This window comes from Myxococcales bacterium, assembly GCA_012513515.1.
Taxonomy (GTDB): domain Bacteria; phylum UBA10199; class UBA10199; order 2-02-FULL-44-16; family JAAZCA01; genus JAAZCA01.
In genome coordinates this window covers 43,011-58,668 of the sequence record JAAZCA010000009.1, presented here as the reverse complement: position 1 = coordinate 58,668, position 15,658 = coordinate 43,011, and the positions used below count along the sequence as shown (strand labels likewise).

Below are 15,658 nucleotides of genomic sequence, written 5' to 3'. Positions count from 1 at the left end.
TATATCAGGAAGCGCTTTTTTGCATGGTGAGGAAGGCTTTTACACAATCGGGATCCCACTGCCCGCTGTTGATTTCATTTTTGAAAATGGCCATGGCCTTGTTCTCCCCCATCCCGCTTCGATAGGGTCTGTCGGTCGTCATGGCGTCGTATGCGTCGGCAACGGCGACTATGCGCGAAAGCAGTGGAATTTCGCTTCCCTGCAGGCCGTCCGGATATCCGTTGCCATCCATGCGTTCATGGTGGGATCTTATTATGCAGAGGCATTTCTCGAGACTTTTCAGAGGATAGCAGATGTCGAATCCGAGCCTCGGATGGCTTTTGACGTGGGACATTTCTTCGTCGGTGAGTCGACCGGGCTTGAGAAGCACCGACTCTTTTACCCCTATTTTACCGATGTCGTGTATCAGGCTTCCCTTTTTGAGGGCGTCGATCTGCGCTTCTGGGAGAGACATCGTTTTGCCGATGCCAACTGCGATATCGGCAACTCTTTCCGAGTGTCCTTTGGTGTAGAAATCCTTTGCCTCGAGTGCAACGACCAGAGAGAAAAGTATGCTTTCGCTGGTATCCACATCGTCATGTAAAAGTTTCATTCGAAGCAGCGACTTGATCCTGGTGATCAACTCTATCTTGTTTATGGGTTTAATAAGGAAATCGTCGGCGCCGAGCTCTATCGCGCGCAGTTTGTCATGCTGTTCATGAAGCGCCGTTATGACAATTATCGGGATGAACTGAGTGTTTTTGTTTTCCTTGATCCTCTTGCATATTTCGAATCCCGAAATTTTGGGCATCATGAGGTCCAGAAGCACGAGGTCTGGGGCCCTATTGCGGATCTTTTCGAGAGCCTCTTCTCCATCATAGGCGACCTGCAGGTCGAAATCGTAGGCCTTGAGCTGGGACTTCAGGAGCTCGATTATCGTGGGGTTGTCATCGACGATGAGTATCAGTGGTTTTCGCATGCGAATTGTATAACAAAGTCGGTCGGTTATGTCTATAATCTCCGCGGATAGTTTTCTTGGTCGAGCGCTTTTACAGTTGCATGGAGTTGCGGATTGGTGATCGTCCCGCCAATACTGTATTGACAGGGGCTATTTGTCCCTCTATCTTCTGCCGAAATTTGCCAGGGGGAGGGTTTTATGTTCAGACTTATCAAGTGGTTGCTTTTTATAGCTATTGTGGCCGGGATACTCCTCTGGATAACAGGCTATAAAGTGGGTGGAAAAACGATTCAGGAACATCTGAAACCCTTGACCGAGACTCCCATGGTCAAAGATGCCGTGCACGATATCAGGTCGCTCGTAGGAGAGGGGTTGAAAGCGGCAGGTGAGGCAATTTCCGAGGATATCACTGATTCAGAGCGCAAGCAGCTCGAGGATGTTTTAAAAGAGGAACTGAACAAGGGCACCAAGATCGATGGAGCTCCGGGACAGGAGGCTTTACCTCCTCAAAAGGTCGAGGCAGCTCAGCCCGTGAAATAAAAAGGAGATTTTACGATGGAAGTCAGCAAAGAGAGAACGTGTAAAGTCGAAGGGTGCAAGAGGCCATATAGGGCGAAAGGGTATTGCAACATCCACTTCCGCAAGTGGCGTCGCGGCGAGATGCCGAAAAAGCCCCACTATAGGATCTGCAGCGCGGAGAATTGCCGCACAGAGACTTTCAAGGGAGGCATGTGCAAACAGCACTACGAGGCTTGGATAGCATCCAAACGTCCGCAGGCTGCTGCCGCCGAGGCTCCTGCTGTCGCACCGGAAGCGGCTCCCACGGGGGCTTAAGTGCTGATGTGGTTTCTGGTTTTTGTGTGATAATTTCGCCCATTCGCAGAGGATGGGCGATTTTTCTTTCCATGCGAGGTCCTGATGGCATCGAGGAAAACTCTTAAAGAGGCGTATGATGCGATGCTGTCGCATTTCGGCCATCTGGGCTGGTGGCCGGCGCAGAGCCCCTTTGAGGTTATGGTTGGCGCGATGCTCACACAGAATACCAACTGGAAAAACGTCGAGCGTGCGATAGAAAACCTTAAAAATGCCGGAATGCTCGACGTGTATGCGATTCATGGGTGCGAGCATGCGGCGCTTGCAGAACTCATAAGACCTGCCGGATATTTCAGGTTGAAGGCTGGGCGGCTGAAAAACTTCATAGAATATTTTATTTTAAATTACGGCGGCGATGTCGAGAGGATGAAAGAGATTTCAACTTCGACCTTGCGCGAAGAGCTTCTCTCCGTGAAGGGAATAGGTCCCGAGACGGCCGACTCGATTCTTCTCTATGCGCTTAATAGGCCCATGTTTGTCGTCGACGCGTACACGAAGAGAATTCTTCTAAGACACTCGCTTTGCTGCGAGGAAGATGGGTACGTTGAAATTCAGCAAATTTTTATGGATAACCTTGAATGGGATGTGCCGCTTTTTAACGAATACCATGCGCTCATCGTAGAGACGGGCAAAAATTTCTGCCGCAAGATTCCGCACTGTGACGCCTGCCCGCTTGGAAATTGGAATAGGTAGTTACTGTTTCGATATCGGTTATGAAGCCGCCTGCCTCGGGGAATTCACGTATCTTCGCAGGTGAAGCTTGCTCCAGATTCAAAAATTGCCCTGGGCAGGCGACGACAGCAGATAGTTTTTTAGGATGTAGAAAATTTAAAAATATTTGGCTGCGTAGAGATAAGAAATTTTCTGATTTTTGAGATCTCTCCATAACGATTACGGTTTCACTATCGCCATGGTGTAGTTATCTATGTCGATATAGCGCTTGGCGGCTGCCAGGACTTCTTCAGCCGTTACCGACATTATCCTTTCGGGGTATTTGTCGATCTCCTTCAGCCCTAGATGGTAGAGTTCGTAGAAGCAGTACATATTGGCAATGGCACCGTAGCGCTGCAGTTCGAGATCGTAGGTGCCAACCAGGTACTGCTTTGCGCGTGAAAGCTCTTCCTTTGTAATCTTTTTTTCACAGACCTTTATGAGTTCGGTTTTCATCGCATCGACGGAGATGTCTATTTTGGACGGATCGGTGCCGATGTATACAGCGAAGTATCCAGGTTCGACTCCCTCCTGATTTACCGAACTTACGGCATAAGCGAGGCTCATCTGATCGCGGAGTACGCGGAAGAGACGCCCCCCTTGTCCTGAGAGGATGTTGTTTAGGACTGTCATGGCGTATTTATCACGATTGGAGAAGCGCGTTCCCTGGAAACCCATGACGATATGCGCCTGCTGTTTGTCATCTTTTTTGATTGTGCATAGCCTTGGGGACTTGGGCCTTGGGTCGCTTTTAAGTGCAAGATTTTTCGGTTTACCAAGGCTCATGTCGCAGAGATATTCGTTGGCCAGCGCCTCTATCTCATCGGTGCATACATCTCCCACTACCGCTATCACCGTCCCCGATGCCTTCGTCATTTCACGGTGGTGCGCGATGAGGTCGTTTCTAGTCAGCGATTTTACGCTCTTTTCCATTCCGATGGAACGCAGTCCGTACGGATGCCTCGGATAGAGGGTTTGCAGAAATTTTGCGAATGCCAGCGAGGAAAGGTTGTCTTCCTGATCTTTTATCGCCTTGAGCAATATCTGCTTTTCGTTGGCTACCTCTTCCGGTTCGAATGATGGATGCGTTAAAACATCGGCAAAAAGTTCAAATCCGTCGTAGACGTATTCGCTCAAAAATTCACATCTGACTCCGAATGTGTTTTTTCCGCAGAATCCGTCAATGCTGCCGGCGATCTTTTCGATGTCGCGTGCGATGCGAAGGGCCTTTCTTTCGCGCGTCCCTTTTGTAAGCGTGCGCGCGAGCATGGCGGAGACGCCGTTTTTAGCCCTGGTTTCGCTTCTTATTCCTCCCAAAGCCGCTGAACAGATGGATACCACCGGTATGTTTTTTATCTCCCTTACGATCAGCTTTGCGCCGTTTTTCAGCATGATCTGTCTTGGCTCACTCTTGTCGCAAGATTTCTTCAGGGGGATTGTTTTTTTGGAGCTGAGAGCAGATTTTATCTGCGATTTGTTCTTCGTCCATTTCGATTTCTTCGGAACGATCAGGACGGTTGTTGCCGAAGAAAAGTTTAAGTATTTTTTAGCCGCTTCGGAGATGTCTTCTGGCGTGACTTCCGCCATCCTCTGATAGTAGGTTCGTTCGAACGAGGCCTCTCCAGACGATGCTATGAACGATGCTATTTTGGCGCCCTGACCGCCGACCGTTTCCTTTTCGTAGATCTCATTTGATCTCATGTTGATCTTGGCACGTGCGAGTTCATCGGAAGCGACGAAATTCGTCTTAAGTTTTCCAACTTCCTGACTAATAGCGTTGATGGTTTTTGCGGCGTTGGAGTCGGAAACCATGGCTCCGACATAGAATAGGCCGGGGTGTTTTGGTGTATATGCGCTGCAATGTATCGCATGTGCCAATCTCTTTTTTTCCTTAACCACCTGTTCAAGGCGCGACGAATCCGTCCCGCCCAGTATGTGCGAAAGCAGGTCAAGAACCGGAGTATCTGCGGAAACGAAATTGGGGATGTGAAATCCCATCGATAGATATGTGCTCTGAACGTTCATCTCTTTGACTATTATGCGGGGGCTGGATTGGCGCGGCTCCGGCTTCGATATCCTTGACGGTATCTCGTCTCCTTCAAAACCTTCGAATGCCTTTTCGATATCGGATAACATTTTCTTTGTGTTGAAATCGCCGACTACGATGAAGGATATGTTTTTTGGTGTGTACCATCTGCGGTGAAAGGATGTGAGATCCTGATGTGTGAAGGATTTTACCGTTTTCGGATATCCGATGATAGGCCTTCTGTAGTTGTGAACTTTATATGCATGCTGGAAGAGGTATTCCGCCGCCATCCTTGAGGGGTTGTCCTGTTCACGCCTTATCTCTTCGAGGATAACCTCAGATTCCCTTTTCAGTTCTTCTGAATCGAACAGGGGGTTCATTACGGCATCGGCGAGTATCTCAAGCCCCTTTGCTGCAAAGCGCGTCGCCATGTTTATGTAGTAAACGGTCTGGTCGAGGGAGGTGTAGGCGTTCATGTCGCCGCCTGCGGCCTCCACTTCCATTGCGATGGTCCCTTCAGGGCGCTTCGGCGTTCCCTTGAAAAGCATATGCTCGATGACGTGGCAGATTCCGGCCTCATCATCGGTCTCGTCGACGCTGCCGACGTTGACGAGCGCGGTGAAGGAGACTACCTTGGCGTTGTGGTTTTCTTCGAGAAGGACGTGCATTCCGTTTTTGAGTTTGAACTCTTTCCTAGCCATTTTACCCCCGATCGACCCGTTTCGGTCATGAAGCAAATCTTGTTGATATTTCAAAGGAATTTGCTAGTTTCATGCGGAATTTTTATCATTCGAAAATGGGAAAGGAAAGTGAAATGTTGGAGATTCTTCTTGTCAGGCACGGACAGACCGATTGGAATGTAGAGAAGCGGGTGATGGGGCGGCTCGACGTGCCGCTCAATGATATCGGAAAAAAACAGGCGGAGGGAATCGCGCAGTATCTTGCCAGCGCTAAGATAGATGCGATACATGCTAGCCCCGTCCTTCGTGCCGCACAGACGGCTCAGGCGATTGCATCGAAGCATCCCAAAATAAAAATCATCATGGATGAGCGCCTTTCCGAGATAAACTACGGTGACTGGGTGAAAAAGAGTTTTGCCGATGTCGAAAGGGAGTACCCCGAGGTATGGAAAAACTATCATCTGAAACCCGCAAAGGTGGAGATCCCGGGCGGGGAGTCCATCGCTGATGTGGCAAAACGAACGAAGGAGCTGATAGATGACGTGATCTCATCCTATTCGAAGGGAAGGGTGGTTTTTGTCAGCCATGCCGATGTAATCAAGGTGGCGTTGCTCAACCTCCTTTCCATGGACATGGACAGAATCTATCAATTTGGAGTGGATAACTGTTCGATGACTCTTGTGAGAATAGATCCGGATATTGGCCCGCGCATCATACTCTACAACCATAGAAACGGATTTGGAAACGACCTCTGATATGACGGATGTAGACTATAAAAAAATTCCCATCGCTGAGCTTGAGGCTGAAATCGAGCGCCATAACCGCCTCTACTTTGTTGAGAATTCTCCGCAGATTTCAGACTACGAATTCGACAGGATGGTTGAGGCGCTGCGCCGTCGTAAGCCGGATTCAAAGGTGTTGCATGACATAATTTCGGATATTTCTTCTTCGGCAAAAAAGGTGCGCCACGACCGACCTATGCTCTCACTGGACAAATGTTACGATGATAAGGGTGCGCTGGATTGGGCTGCCAAATTCGAAGGCGGGATAGTGGCGAGTCCGAAGATAGACGGATGTGCGGTCAGTCTGAAATACGATGCAAATGGAAAGCTCTTTCAGGGAGCGACGCGCGGCGATGGAGTTGAAGGGGAAGAAATTACAAATAATGTTAAATTTATTTCCTCGATTCCACAGAAAATCAGCTTCGGCAAGGTCGAGGTGCGTGGCGAAATATATATGCCGCTCTCCGTCTTTGCCGGTTTTAAAGATACATTCTCAAATCCCAGGAATCTGGCGGCGGGTGCGATAAAGCAGAAGGATCCCAAAAGAACCGGTGCGTACAATCTGTCATTTTTTGCCTACGACATGATCGGCTCCGACGATGAGTTCGAAAATGAAAAATACAAACGGCTCAAGACTTTGGGTTTCGATGTCGTCGAATGGAAGAAGATCGGCAGAAACGAAATTTCAGATGTCTATAAATATTTTCTTTCAAGGCGCGACAGCTACGATTTCGAATTGGATGGAGTTGTCTTTAGGGTTGACGATCTTTCCGAGCAGGAGAGGCTTGGGATCACGGCGCATCATCCTAGATATGTCATAGCATATAAATTTCAGGGGGACTCCGGTACGACCCGGCTCATCGATGTCGAATGGAGCGTGTCGCGAACGGGCGTGATCACCCCTGTGGCCATTGTAGAGCCGGTCGAGCTTTCCGGGGCGAAGGTGCGGCGGGCCTCGCTTCATAATGTGGGAATCATGAAAGAACTCGGCCTGTCAAAAGGGGCGAAGGTAGTCATGATGAGAAGGGGAGGGGTGATTCCAAATCTGGAATCGGTTGCTGAACCCGGATCGGATCGGATTGAAATTCCGGACAGATGCCCATCCTGCGACTCGCCGGTGGAGATGCATGATGATTTCCTGTATTGCACCGATCCCGATAATTGCGTTAGCAGGAAAGTCGGTGAGTTATACCATTTTGTAAAGGCTGCAGGGATAGACGGCTTTGGCGAAAAACTGCTGGAAAGACTTTATCATGAAGGGCTTGTCACCGACCCTTCGGAACTTTATGAGCTTTCAAAGGAAGATCTTTTAGGGCTCGAGCGCATGGGCGATACACTTGCCGATAAGCTGATCAGAAATATCGATGCTTCCAGAAACATCTTGCTGGCCGATTTTTTGAAGAGCCTTGGGATAAGGGAGCTCGGAAAACACGCAGCGAAGATTTTGGCACAATTTGGCAGCGTTGAAAAAATACGCAAACTTTCCGAGGCCGAACTCTCTGATATACATACCATCGGTCCAGTCATAGCCCGCGAAGTTGTTTCCGGTCTAAGAGAGAAGTCCGCGCTAATCGATAGATTGCTTTCGCATTTGAAGGTAGAGAAAGCTTCCGATTCTGGACCGGCGTATGGCTGGGGCTATGCATCAAAGAACTTTCTCTTCACCGGAAAGATGCTTTCGATGGGCCGCGATGAAGCGGCAAAACGCGTCGAGGAGCTAGGCGGCAATATCGCCAGCGGCGTCAGTAAAAATCTGGATTATCTGGTCGTAGGGGATGGTGGCGGGGCGGGCTCTAAGCTCGCCAAAGCTCAGAAGATAGCGGCGGATGGAGAAGGTCTTAAGATAATCTCAGAAAAAGAATTTCTGGAGATGATCAGTTAGGATTAGGGATTAAGGATTAAGGATTAAGAAGGTTGTCATCCTCGAGCGATGTTGTCGGGGATCCGGAAACTCCGTGACTCGTAACTTGTGACTGGCTACAAACTTCGGGGGACACGCATCCCGATTAGGAGAATTCATGCAGGAAAAATATATGTCGCTTCAAGAGGATGAGCTTATTGCGCGAATACTCAAACATAAAAAACGTCTGGGTGGAGATCTCAAAATCCTCGGTCACTTCTATCAGCGTGAAGGGATAGTTCGCCTCGCCGACTATGAAGGAGATAGCTTGCAGCTAGCAAAAGCAGGATCCGATACCGATGCCAAGTTTATAGTCTTTTGTGGCGTTTATTTTATGGCGGAGGCGAGCTCCATTCTAGCGAAAGAGTGGCAGCGCGTCTTTATCCCTGATCCGACGGCGGGCTGCCCTCTGGCTGATTTTGCATCTGTAGATCAGGTCGAGGCTGCATGGCAGGTGCTTAGCGATCTAAATATTTCATCGAATTTTATCCCAATCGTCTATATGAATTCTTCGGCGGAGCTAAAGGCGTTCTGCGGCAGGAACGGGGGGCTTGTCTGTACCTCGTCATCGGCAGGAAAGGCATTTAGGTGGGCCTTGGAACAGAATAAAAAAATATTTTTTTTCCCCGACGAAAATCTTGGCAGAAACGCTGCGCGTGATTTCGGCATTCACGAATCCGCAACCTTCCTCTGGGATCCTCATCTAAAGATGAGTTCTTTCGATGTAAATTCTCTTTTGGAGAAAAAACTCATCCTCTGGAAGGGGCATTGCCACATCCATACATTTTTCACAGTCGAACATGTCGAAGCAGTAAGGCGCGCTCATAAAGGTTGCGAGGTGATCGTTCATCCGGAGTGCTCACCCTCGGTCGTTATGGCGGCCGATGGCGCAGGTTCGACCGGATATCTAAAGGAGTTTGTGGAGAACGCCCGTTCAGGATCTACGATCGCGATCGGGACTGAGATCAACATGGTGTCGAGGCTTGCCAATCTGCATCCCGATAAGAATATCATCCCTCTGGCAAGATCCCTTTGTCCGAATATGATGAAAATAGGGCTAGGCGACCTGCTGATGACTCTGGACAGGCTGGGGGATATCAATGAGGTCATCGTCCCCGAAGATATCTTAAAATATGCTAAACTCGCCCTGGAGCGCATGCTTTATCTATAACTTATTGATATTATTGAATAATTATTTGATATCCACACGCAACTCTGCCATCTCCGCTGTCGATAATATTGCTGGAGGGAAGTCTATATGCGAGCTGGTGGTCAAATGCCCGTAAGGGGTTCTGATGCTGCACGCCAGATTGAAGAGAACAGGCGTGCGCGCCGTGAGAACTATCAGGACAGGATATCGAGCCTTGAAAATGCCATCAAAGATATCGAAAATGAAATTGCTGCTATAGAATCCCAGCAGAGCACCTCATTCAGAGAACATGATACTCAGGTTGCTGAACTAAATAATCAGCGAGAAGAGTTGGGGCGCCAGCTCTCCCAGGTGCGCGAACAAAATCGCATCAAAAACCAGGAACTCGACAGCCAGTCAAAACAGATTGACGCGCAGTCTCGAGAGATAGACGCTCAGGAGCAGCAGGTCGTGCACGAAAAAGCCCGTCAGGCGGAGCGTCAGAACTCAGCCATGCGCGCCAGGGAATACGCAGTTACCATGCGCAATCTATTTTCGGAGGCCGTGCGCGACTACGCCTTTCTCCTGAAGCGCGATGCCGTGGAAAGGCTTGCGGAGATGAACGACTGGATCTTTCTCAAACTAACATACATAAATCAACTTATGGCGGCGGCGCAGGTGGGTTCAGATAGCAATTTCAGACCTACCATGCCCTCTACCCGCGAAGTCCGAACCATGGCCGGGGAGAAGCCCAGCGATCAAAGCGCTATTATGGCTGAGAAATCCGCGGAAGATGCGGAGGGCGATGTTAGGCAGGGAAGTATTGCTGTGCAATCTCAATCCGATCAGGTGCAGGCTAGCAGAAATAAAGTCGCAAGCAGCAGAAATGCGCTGAACGACAGCTTCGTAGGGGAGAGGGATAACCTTGCGCTTTCGGAGAGAAAACTTGCGGATGCTTCGACTAGAGTCGATGAACAGAAATCGCTGCTGTCCGACCGAATGGATACGAACAGGGCCAAGTTTGAGGAACAGCTTGCCCTCGCCGCGTCGCGCGAGTCCGATCTTGAGGAGAGAATAGAGGAAACCAGGACCAGGATGGAAGATGGGGCCATGGACGTAGTGTTGTGATGTCTCGGTCTATAATCTTACAAAAAGCCGCTGAGTTGTAGCGGCTTTTTTTATTTTTCTGTAATGAGTCAGCGAATCGAGCGCTTGTTTACATCTTCTTTAAATCATCGCTTTCCGCTATAGCTTCGATGAGCTCCATGAGAAGAAGGTCGGCGGATTTCTGAAGCTGTTTGAGTTTTCTGGAGCGCACTCCCTTTGAATCTATTTCAGTGCCGAGGGTGATCGACTGTGCTATGCCGGATCTGTCCATCGAGAATGTAATAGAGGCCTTTGAGGCGCTTATCCCCGACATCAATTTTTTATCCACATCGACGAAAAATTCGTGCAGCGTAGCCGAGAGAGAGTTACCTTCCTCTTCGGGTTTTTTCATAAGTTCCATGCCGCATGTTCTGAAAAGACCTGCAAGCGAGTCGCTAAGGACAGCCGATATCTCCGGGTCGGCATAGACTTTGATTGATTCTTTCCCTTTTTGATCCTGAACTCCCACTGATTTCTCCGTGCGTCCGTCTATGACCCCCTTCCAGTATAGCTTTTTACCTTTGAACTGCTGAGATTCGCAAAGCGACGCGATCTTTGCGGCGTCAGGGCTTGTAAGCGTTATCGAGGCTGCGGTCGTATCCTGCGCCGACGCGGAGGCTGACAAGAAAAGTAAAATTAAGACCAAAAATGAAGCCTGTTTAAGCATATCTATCTCCTATGATTTCGTTTTTAGCATGATCCCATCGACTTTGGCGCCGCATTTTGGACAGTTCCCGTCGTGGGGTACGTTGTTAAGCGTAATTTCGTATCTGCACCTTTCAATGAGTTGAAATCCGCACGCTGCGCAGAATGTCGTTTCAGAAGAATCGCCGGGAAGGTTCCCGATATAGATGTATTTTAATCCCGCTTTTTTGCCTATCTCATGCGCGCGTTGCAGTGTTTTAATCGGAGTTGGCTGGCGGTCACTCATTTTATATCGAGGCGTAAACCTGCTTATATGCCATGGTATATCGCGTCCGGTTTCAACTATGAAATTAGCCACGTCCGAGAGTTCAGCTTCGCTGTCATTCATTCCTGGGATGACGAGTGTCGTTATCTCTATCCATATGCCTGTAGACTTCATATATTTTATGGAATCGAGAACTCCGTCAAGCCTTGCGCCTATAACCGAGCGGTAGGTGTCATTTCGGAATGACTTAAGGTCGATGTTGGCGGCGTCCAAAAAGGGTGAGATCGCATCTATCGCATCGCGTGTCATGTAGCCATTGGTGACGAAGATGTTTCCGAGCCCGGATTCTTTTGCTAGCCTTGCGGTGTCGTAGGCGTATTCGAAAAATACGGTCGGTTCGGTGTATGTGTATGATATGCTTTTGGCGCGCCCGGAGTTTGCGGCAGCGACGATTTTAGTTGGCGTGAACTCGCTGCCCGAAAGCTCGTCGTTCGACCCTCCCTTGAACTGTGATATGTCCGAGTTTTGGCAGAAGTCGCAGTGAAAGTTACAGCCTCTCGTGGCTATAGAAAGGGTTTTTGTGCCGGGCATGAAATGAAAGAGTGGTTTTTTCTCAACGGGATCTACGGCGACGGCTATCGGTTTTCCGTAGAAGATGGAGTACAGCCGTCCCTCCCGATTTATCCTCACGTCGCAGATACCTTTTTCACCATCGCGGATGAGACAGGTGTGGCGACACATTCCGCAACGTGCCGCTCCATTTTCTTCCTTAGTATATAACATCGCCTCTTTCATGCTCTTCCCCGTGTGGGTGCAGAGGCTATCCGAGGGCGAGAATATGTCCAGAGAAAATTATGTTTCGATTCCAAGTCGTTTTATCTTCTGTTGAAGGGTGCTTCGGGCCATCCCGAGGCGTTTTGCGGTTTTTGAAATGTTGTTTTTGTTTTCCTTCAGGGAGGATACGATCAGCCCCTTTTCTACGGCACCTATGTTTTCGTAAGAGCTGAAATGGCGTTCAATTGGGATTATATGGATGTCCTTTTCTCCTATGACGCAGCCATTGCATGAGATGACTCCTCTGGTGATGGTATTTTTCAACTCTCTCACGTTGCCTGGCCAGTCGTGGTCGTTTAATTTTTTCAGCGCCTCCTTGCTCAGCTTTATTTCCTCTCCGGATATAGATTTTAGAATACGCGATGCGAGGATAGGTATATCGGATTTTCTTTCCCTGAGTGGCGGAATCGTGATGGGGAAGACGTACAGCCTGAAAAAGAGATCCTCACGAAACGATCCGGTGCATACCAGTTTTTTAAGATCGCGGTTGGTGGCGCAGATTATTCTGCAGTTTATCGCTATATCCTCTTTTCCTCCGATTCTACGCAGCGTGCCGCTTTCGAGAACCCTGAGCATGCGCGTCTGAAGATTTAGGGGCATCTCGCCTATTTCGTCGAGAAAGAGAGTGCCGCCGTTTGCCTGTTCGAAAAAACCTATCATGCGTTCGATAGCGCCTGTAAAGGACCCGCGTTCATGGCCGAACAACTGGCTTTCTATTATCTCCTTGGGGATTGCTCCGCAGTTGACAGGAATAAATGGCGCCCTCGGCCTCTGTCCGATGCGGTGGATTTCATGCGCTGCGAGTTCTTTTCCAGTTCCGCTTTCCCCGGTTATGCAGATGGTGCATTTTGCATCGGCGACCTTTTTTAAAATTGTGAAAAGTTTTCGCATCTCCCTTGATGCCCCCACCATTTCCCCAAGGCGGCTTTCAATCTGCGGTCTGATTTTTTCAGCGGTGTTGATCAACCTGTAGTCTATCTGAGAATTGCCGATTCTGAAGCTGTCACTTCCGGAGGTAGAAAAAACAGGCAGCCTTTCTTCATTATAAAAAGTTCCGTTGGTGGATGACAGATCGATGACCTTTATCGCATTCCCATGTATGAAAAGACGGCAGTGTTTTCTTGAGACGTAGGGATCTGCAAGCGTTACGTCGCAGGCCGGATCTGACCCGAATGTGAAATTGGACCCTTGCAGAACTTTTTTTAATTTCTTCCCCGATAGCTTTGCAGATATTTCAATTTTTTGCGATGATATCACTGAGCGCATGGGGTCGTAGCTCATCACCGATGTTTTTTCTAGTGGCGATGATATGGTGATATCTTCTGCACCAGAGGGTTCTTCCAGTATTTCTATGGACCAGCGTCCTATATCTATTGTTTCGCCTGCGGAGATGCTGAATTCCTTCGGGCCCTCTGCCTGATTCATTGATGCGGTTGCGGACAGATTCTCTACCTTATATTTTCCTTTTTGAAAACTGATTGAACAATGTTTTCTTGAGATCGACTTGTCTGGCAGCGATATCGTGTTGTTAGGCGATCTTCCTATCGTGATTGGAAAGCTTTCGATCGTCATTTGAAATGACAATTCACCTTCGCATTTGACCCTCAGCAAAACCATGCGTGATCTATATTTTCTACGTGCAGCTTATGTCAATATATAACATGGGTTAGTGTGCAAAAATAATGCAGATGATCGAATTCGATACACCTCTCACAACCTAACTAGGCGTTTTAATATGATCGCGATGTGGCACTGAGTGTGCATGTGTTGAATCGCAGATGTTAAAAATATTTAAAATATCTATCCTCCTGTTCCTGATTTCAAACTCTGCGAATGCCGCTGTTCAAATAAGCGAACATTTTTTATCACTCCCCTCTTCGCCAGATGTAGATATGCTGATCGAGGATCTCACCGTGTTCCTGGCTAATTCAGAACCCGACTATAAAAAATATTTTCTATTCCCGGTCGATGGAAGAATATCCTCCTTCTTCGGATGGCGTGTAGATCCCGTGCGGAATATATCAGCGCATCATGCAGGTATAGATATCGCTGCGGCGCGTGGCCAGGTCGTGAGGGCGGCGGATTCCGGAAGAGTATCCGATGCCGGATGGCGCAGGGGGTGTGGGCTTGCCGTGCTGATAAAACATGAGGATGGCTTTGCCACTAAATATTGCCATCTATCCAAGTTTTTCGTTCGCGTCGGAGAGAGGGTCGTAGCAGAAAGTCCGCTCGGACTCGTTGGCGACAGCGGCAGGGCGACTGGAAATCATCTGCATTTTGAAATTTCCAAATCTGGGATCAACCTGGATCCTTTGGAACATCTTCTCTTCTAAGGTTTTCTTGCCTTTTTCGGCCATAAGATGTAGGCAGTACAGCTTCAATTCGAGAGGTGCTTCCTATGTCAAATTGTCTGGATAAGAAGGAGTCTATAAAAGCTGCAGCGCTCAAGTATCATTCCGAGGGGCGTCCCGGGAAAATCGAGCTGGGGATCACAAAGCCATGCAAAAGCCAGTGGGATCTTTCACTCGCATATACCCCCGGAGTGGCGGAGCCATGCCGTGAGATCAAAAAGAATCCGGCCCTCGTCCACGAATACACGGCCAGAGGAAATCTCGTTGGCGTAATCACTAACGGGACTGCGGTTTTGGGATTGGGCGATATCGGCCCGCTAGCCGGAAAACCTGTAATGGAAGGGAAGGGGGTCCTCTTCAAGAGGTTTGCGGATATCGACGTCTTCGATATCGAGATCGATGAAAAGGATCCTGAAAAGTTCATCGAGATAGTTCGTTCGCTAGAGCCTACATTCGGCGGTATCAATCTGGAGGATGTGAAGTCGCCGGAGTGCTTTGATATAGAAAACGCGCTGAAAGATTCGATGAAGATTCCGGTCTTTCATGATGATCAACATGGGACGGCTATCATAGTCGCGGCCGGTTTCATAAATGCGATGGAGCTCGTTGGGAAGAAGGCGTCGGAGGTCAAAGTTGTCTTTTCCGGAGCCGGCGCTGCTGCCGTGGCCTGTGCTCATATGTTGGAATCTTTCGGCGTTAATAAAGATAATATCTTCATGTACGATATCCATGGCCTCGTCACCTGCGATAGGATAGGGGCCGAGTCGCACCGAGGTCGGTTTGCCAAGTGCATTCCCCATACGGAAATGGCTGAAATCATGTACGGCGCGGACGTTTTCATTGGACTTTCCGCAGGCGGTGTTGTTTCAAAGGAGATGATAAAGAGCATGGCGAAATGCCCGGTGGTCTTTGCGATGGCAAACCCTGATCCGGAAATAATGCCTGAGGATGTCATGGCTGTGCGTCCCGATGCAATAGTTGCTACAGGAAGATCCGACTATCCGAATCAGATTAATAATGTGCTTGGTTTCCCCTTCATATTTCGCGGGGCGCTTGATGTTGTTGCGAGCAAGATAAATGAAGAGATGAAAAGGGCAGCAGCTCTTTCCCTTGCTTCACTGGCGAAGGAGCCGGTTCCGCCGGAGGTTTTGAAGGCGTACGGTCTGGATCACCTCGAGTTCGGTAAGGACTATCTAATTCCTAAGGCGCTTGATCCGAGGGTGCTTCTTTGGGAGGCCCCTGCGGTGGCTGAGGCGGCAATGCGTTCGGGGGTGGCCACGCGAAAGATTAATGATATGGATCTGTACAGAAAGCAGCTTGAAAAACGAATCTCCTTGGAGGACACAAACTGCTTATCTCCCCCGATATGACATAGTTCA

14 protein-coding genes are annotated in these 15,658 nt (G+C 48.9%); 9 read left to right on the top strand and 5 right to left on the bottom strand.

Annotated elements, in window-relative coordinates; all coding sequences use genetic code 11:
- Window positions 1-4 precede the first annotated feature (4 nt).
- Window positions 5-958 carry a response regulator gene (locus GX659_02105; GenBank protein NLD27584.1) on the bottom strand — a complete coding sequence of 318 codons (954 nt, stop codon included), beginning with the start codon at window positions 956-958 and terminating at the stop codon, window positions 5-7.
- 177 nt (window positions 959-1,135) lie between these two features.
- On the opposite strand from GX659_02105, the gene GX659_02100 reads away from it, so the two are divergent.
- The 3 genes from GX659_02100 to GX659_02090 all read left to right on the top strand — a co-directional run bounded on the left by GX659_02100 (window position 1,136) and on the right by GX659_02090 (window position 2,503).
- Window positions 1,136-1,477: a hypothetical protein gene (locus GX659_02100; protein ID NLD27583.1), complete on the top strand. Its 342-nt coding sequence runs from the start codon at window positions 1,136-1,138 to the stop codon at window positions 1,475-1,477.
- A 15-nt stretch (window positions 1,478-1,492) separates the two neighbouring features.
- Window positions 1,493-1,771, top strand: coding sequence for a hypothetical protein (locus GX659_02095; GenBank protein NLD27582.1), 279 nt, complete (start codon window positions 1,493-1,495; stop codon window positions 1,769-1,771).
- A gap of 84 nt (window positions 1,772-1,855) precedes the next feature.
- The gene (locus tag GX659_02090; GenBank protein ID NLD27581.1) at window positions 1,856-2,503 is read left to right on the top strand and encodes an endonuclease III domain-containing protein; all 648 of its coding nucleotides are present in this window, start codon (window positions 1,856-1,858) and stop codon (window positions 2,501-2,503) included.
- Between the two features lie 198 nt (window positions 2,504-2,701).
- On the opposite strand, the gene GX659_02085 is transcribed toward GX659_02090, so the two are convergent.
- Window positions 2,702-5,248 (bottom strand): insulinase family protein, encoded by a 2,547-nt coding sequence (locus tag GX659_02085; protein ID NLD27580.1) that lies wholly within the window; start codon window positions 5,246-5,248, stop codon window positions 2,702-2,704.
- 95 nt (window positions 5,249-5,343) lie between these two features.
- Between GX659_02085 and GX659_02080 the strand changes: the two genes are divergently transcribed.
- The 4 genes from GX659_02080 to GX659_02065 all read left to right on the top strand — a co-directional run bounded on the left by GX659_02080 (window position 5,344) and on the right by GX659_02065 (window position 10,166).
- Entirely contained in the window at window positions 5,344-5,982 is a 639-nt protein-coding gene (locus GX659_02080; GenBank protein NLD27579.1) for a histidine phosphatase family protein, read from the top strand.
- A gap of 1 nt (window position 5,983) precedes the next feature.
- Window positions 5,984-7,891: an NAD-dependent DNA ligase LigA gene (gene ligA, locus GX659_02075; GenBank protein NLD27578.1), complete on the top strand. Its 1,908-nt coding sequence runs from the start codon at window positions 5,984-5,986 to the stop codon at window positions 7,889-7,891.
- Window positions 7,892-8,027: 136 nt separating this feature from the next.
- Window positions 8,028-9,080, top strand: a complete 1,053-nt coding sequence (gene nadA / locus GX659_02070; GenBank protein ID NLD27577.1) for a quinolinate synthase NadA — start codon at window positions 8,028-8,030, stop codon at window positions 9,078-9,080.
- A gap of 105 nt (window positions 9,081-9,185) precedes the next feature.
- Complete coding sequence (locus GX659_02065) at window positions 9,186-10,166, top strand: hypothetical protein (GenBank protein NLD27576.1); 981 nt, start codon at window positions 9,186-9,188, stop codon at window positions 10,164-10,166.
- Window positions 10,167-10,254: 88 nt separating this feature from the next.
- Here the strand turns inward: GX659_02065 and GX659_02060 are convergent, their stop codons facing one another.
- The 3 genes from GX659_02060 to GX659_02050 are packed head-to-tail and all read right to left on the bottom strand — an operon-like array spanning window position 10,255 to window position 13,500.
- The gene (locus GX659_02060) at window positions 10,255-10,851 is read right to left on the bottom strand and encodes a hypothetical protein (protein NLD27575.1); all 597 of its coding nucleotides are present in this window, start codon (window positions 10,849-10,851) and stop codon (window positions 10,255-10,257) included.
- Window positions 10,852-10,860: 9 nt separating this feature from the next.
- Entirely contained in the window at window positions 10,861-11,889 is a 1,029-nt protein-coding gene (gene amrS, locus GX659_02055) for an AmmeMemoRadiSam system radical SAM enzyme (protein ID NLD27574.1), read from the bottom strand.
- Window positions 11,890-11,946: 57 nt separating this feature from the next.
- On the bottom strand, window positions 11,947-13,500 hold the full coding sequence (locus tag GX659_02050; GenBank protein NLD27573.1) for a sigma 54-interacting transcriptional regulator: 1,554 nt from the start codon (window positions 13,498-13,500) through the stop codon (window positions 11,947-11,949).
- Between the two features lie 206 nt (window positions 13,501-13,706).
- On the opposite strand from GX659_02050, the gene GX659_02045 reads away from it, so the two are divergent.
- Both GX659_02045 and GX659_02040 read left to right on the top strand, forming a co-directional pair.
- Window positions 13,707-14,261, top strand: a complete 555-nt coding sequence (locus tag GX659_02045) for a M23 family metallopeptidase (protein NLD27572.1) — start codon at window positions 13,707-13,709, stop codon at window positions 14,259-14,261.
- Between the two features lie 65 nt (window positions 14,262-14,326).
- Window positions 14,327-15,649 (top strand): malate dehydrogenase, encoded by a 1,323-nt coding sequence (locus GX659_02040; protein ID NLD27571.1) that lies wholly within the window; start codon window positions 14,327-14,329, stop codon window positions 15,647-15,649.
- Window positions 15,650-15,658 lie beyond the last annotated feature (9 nt).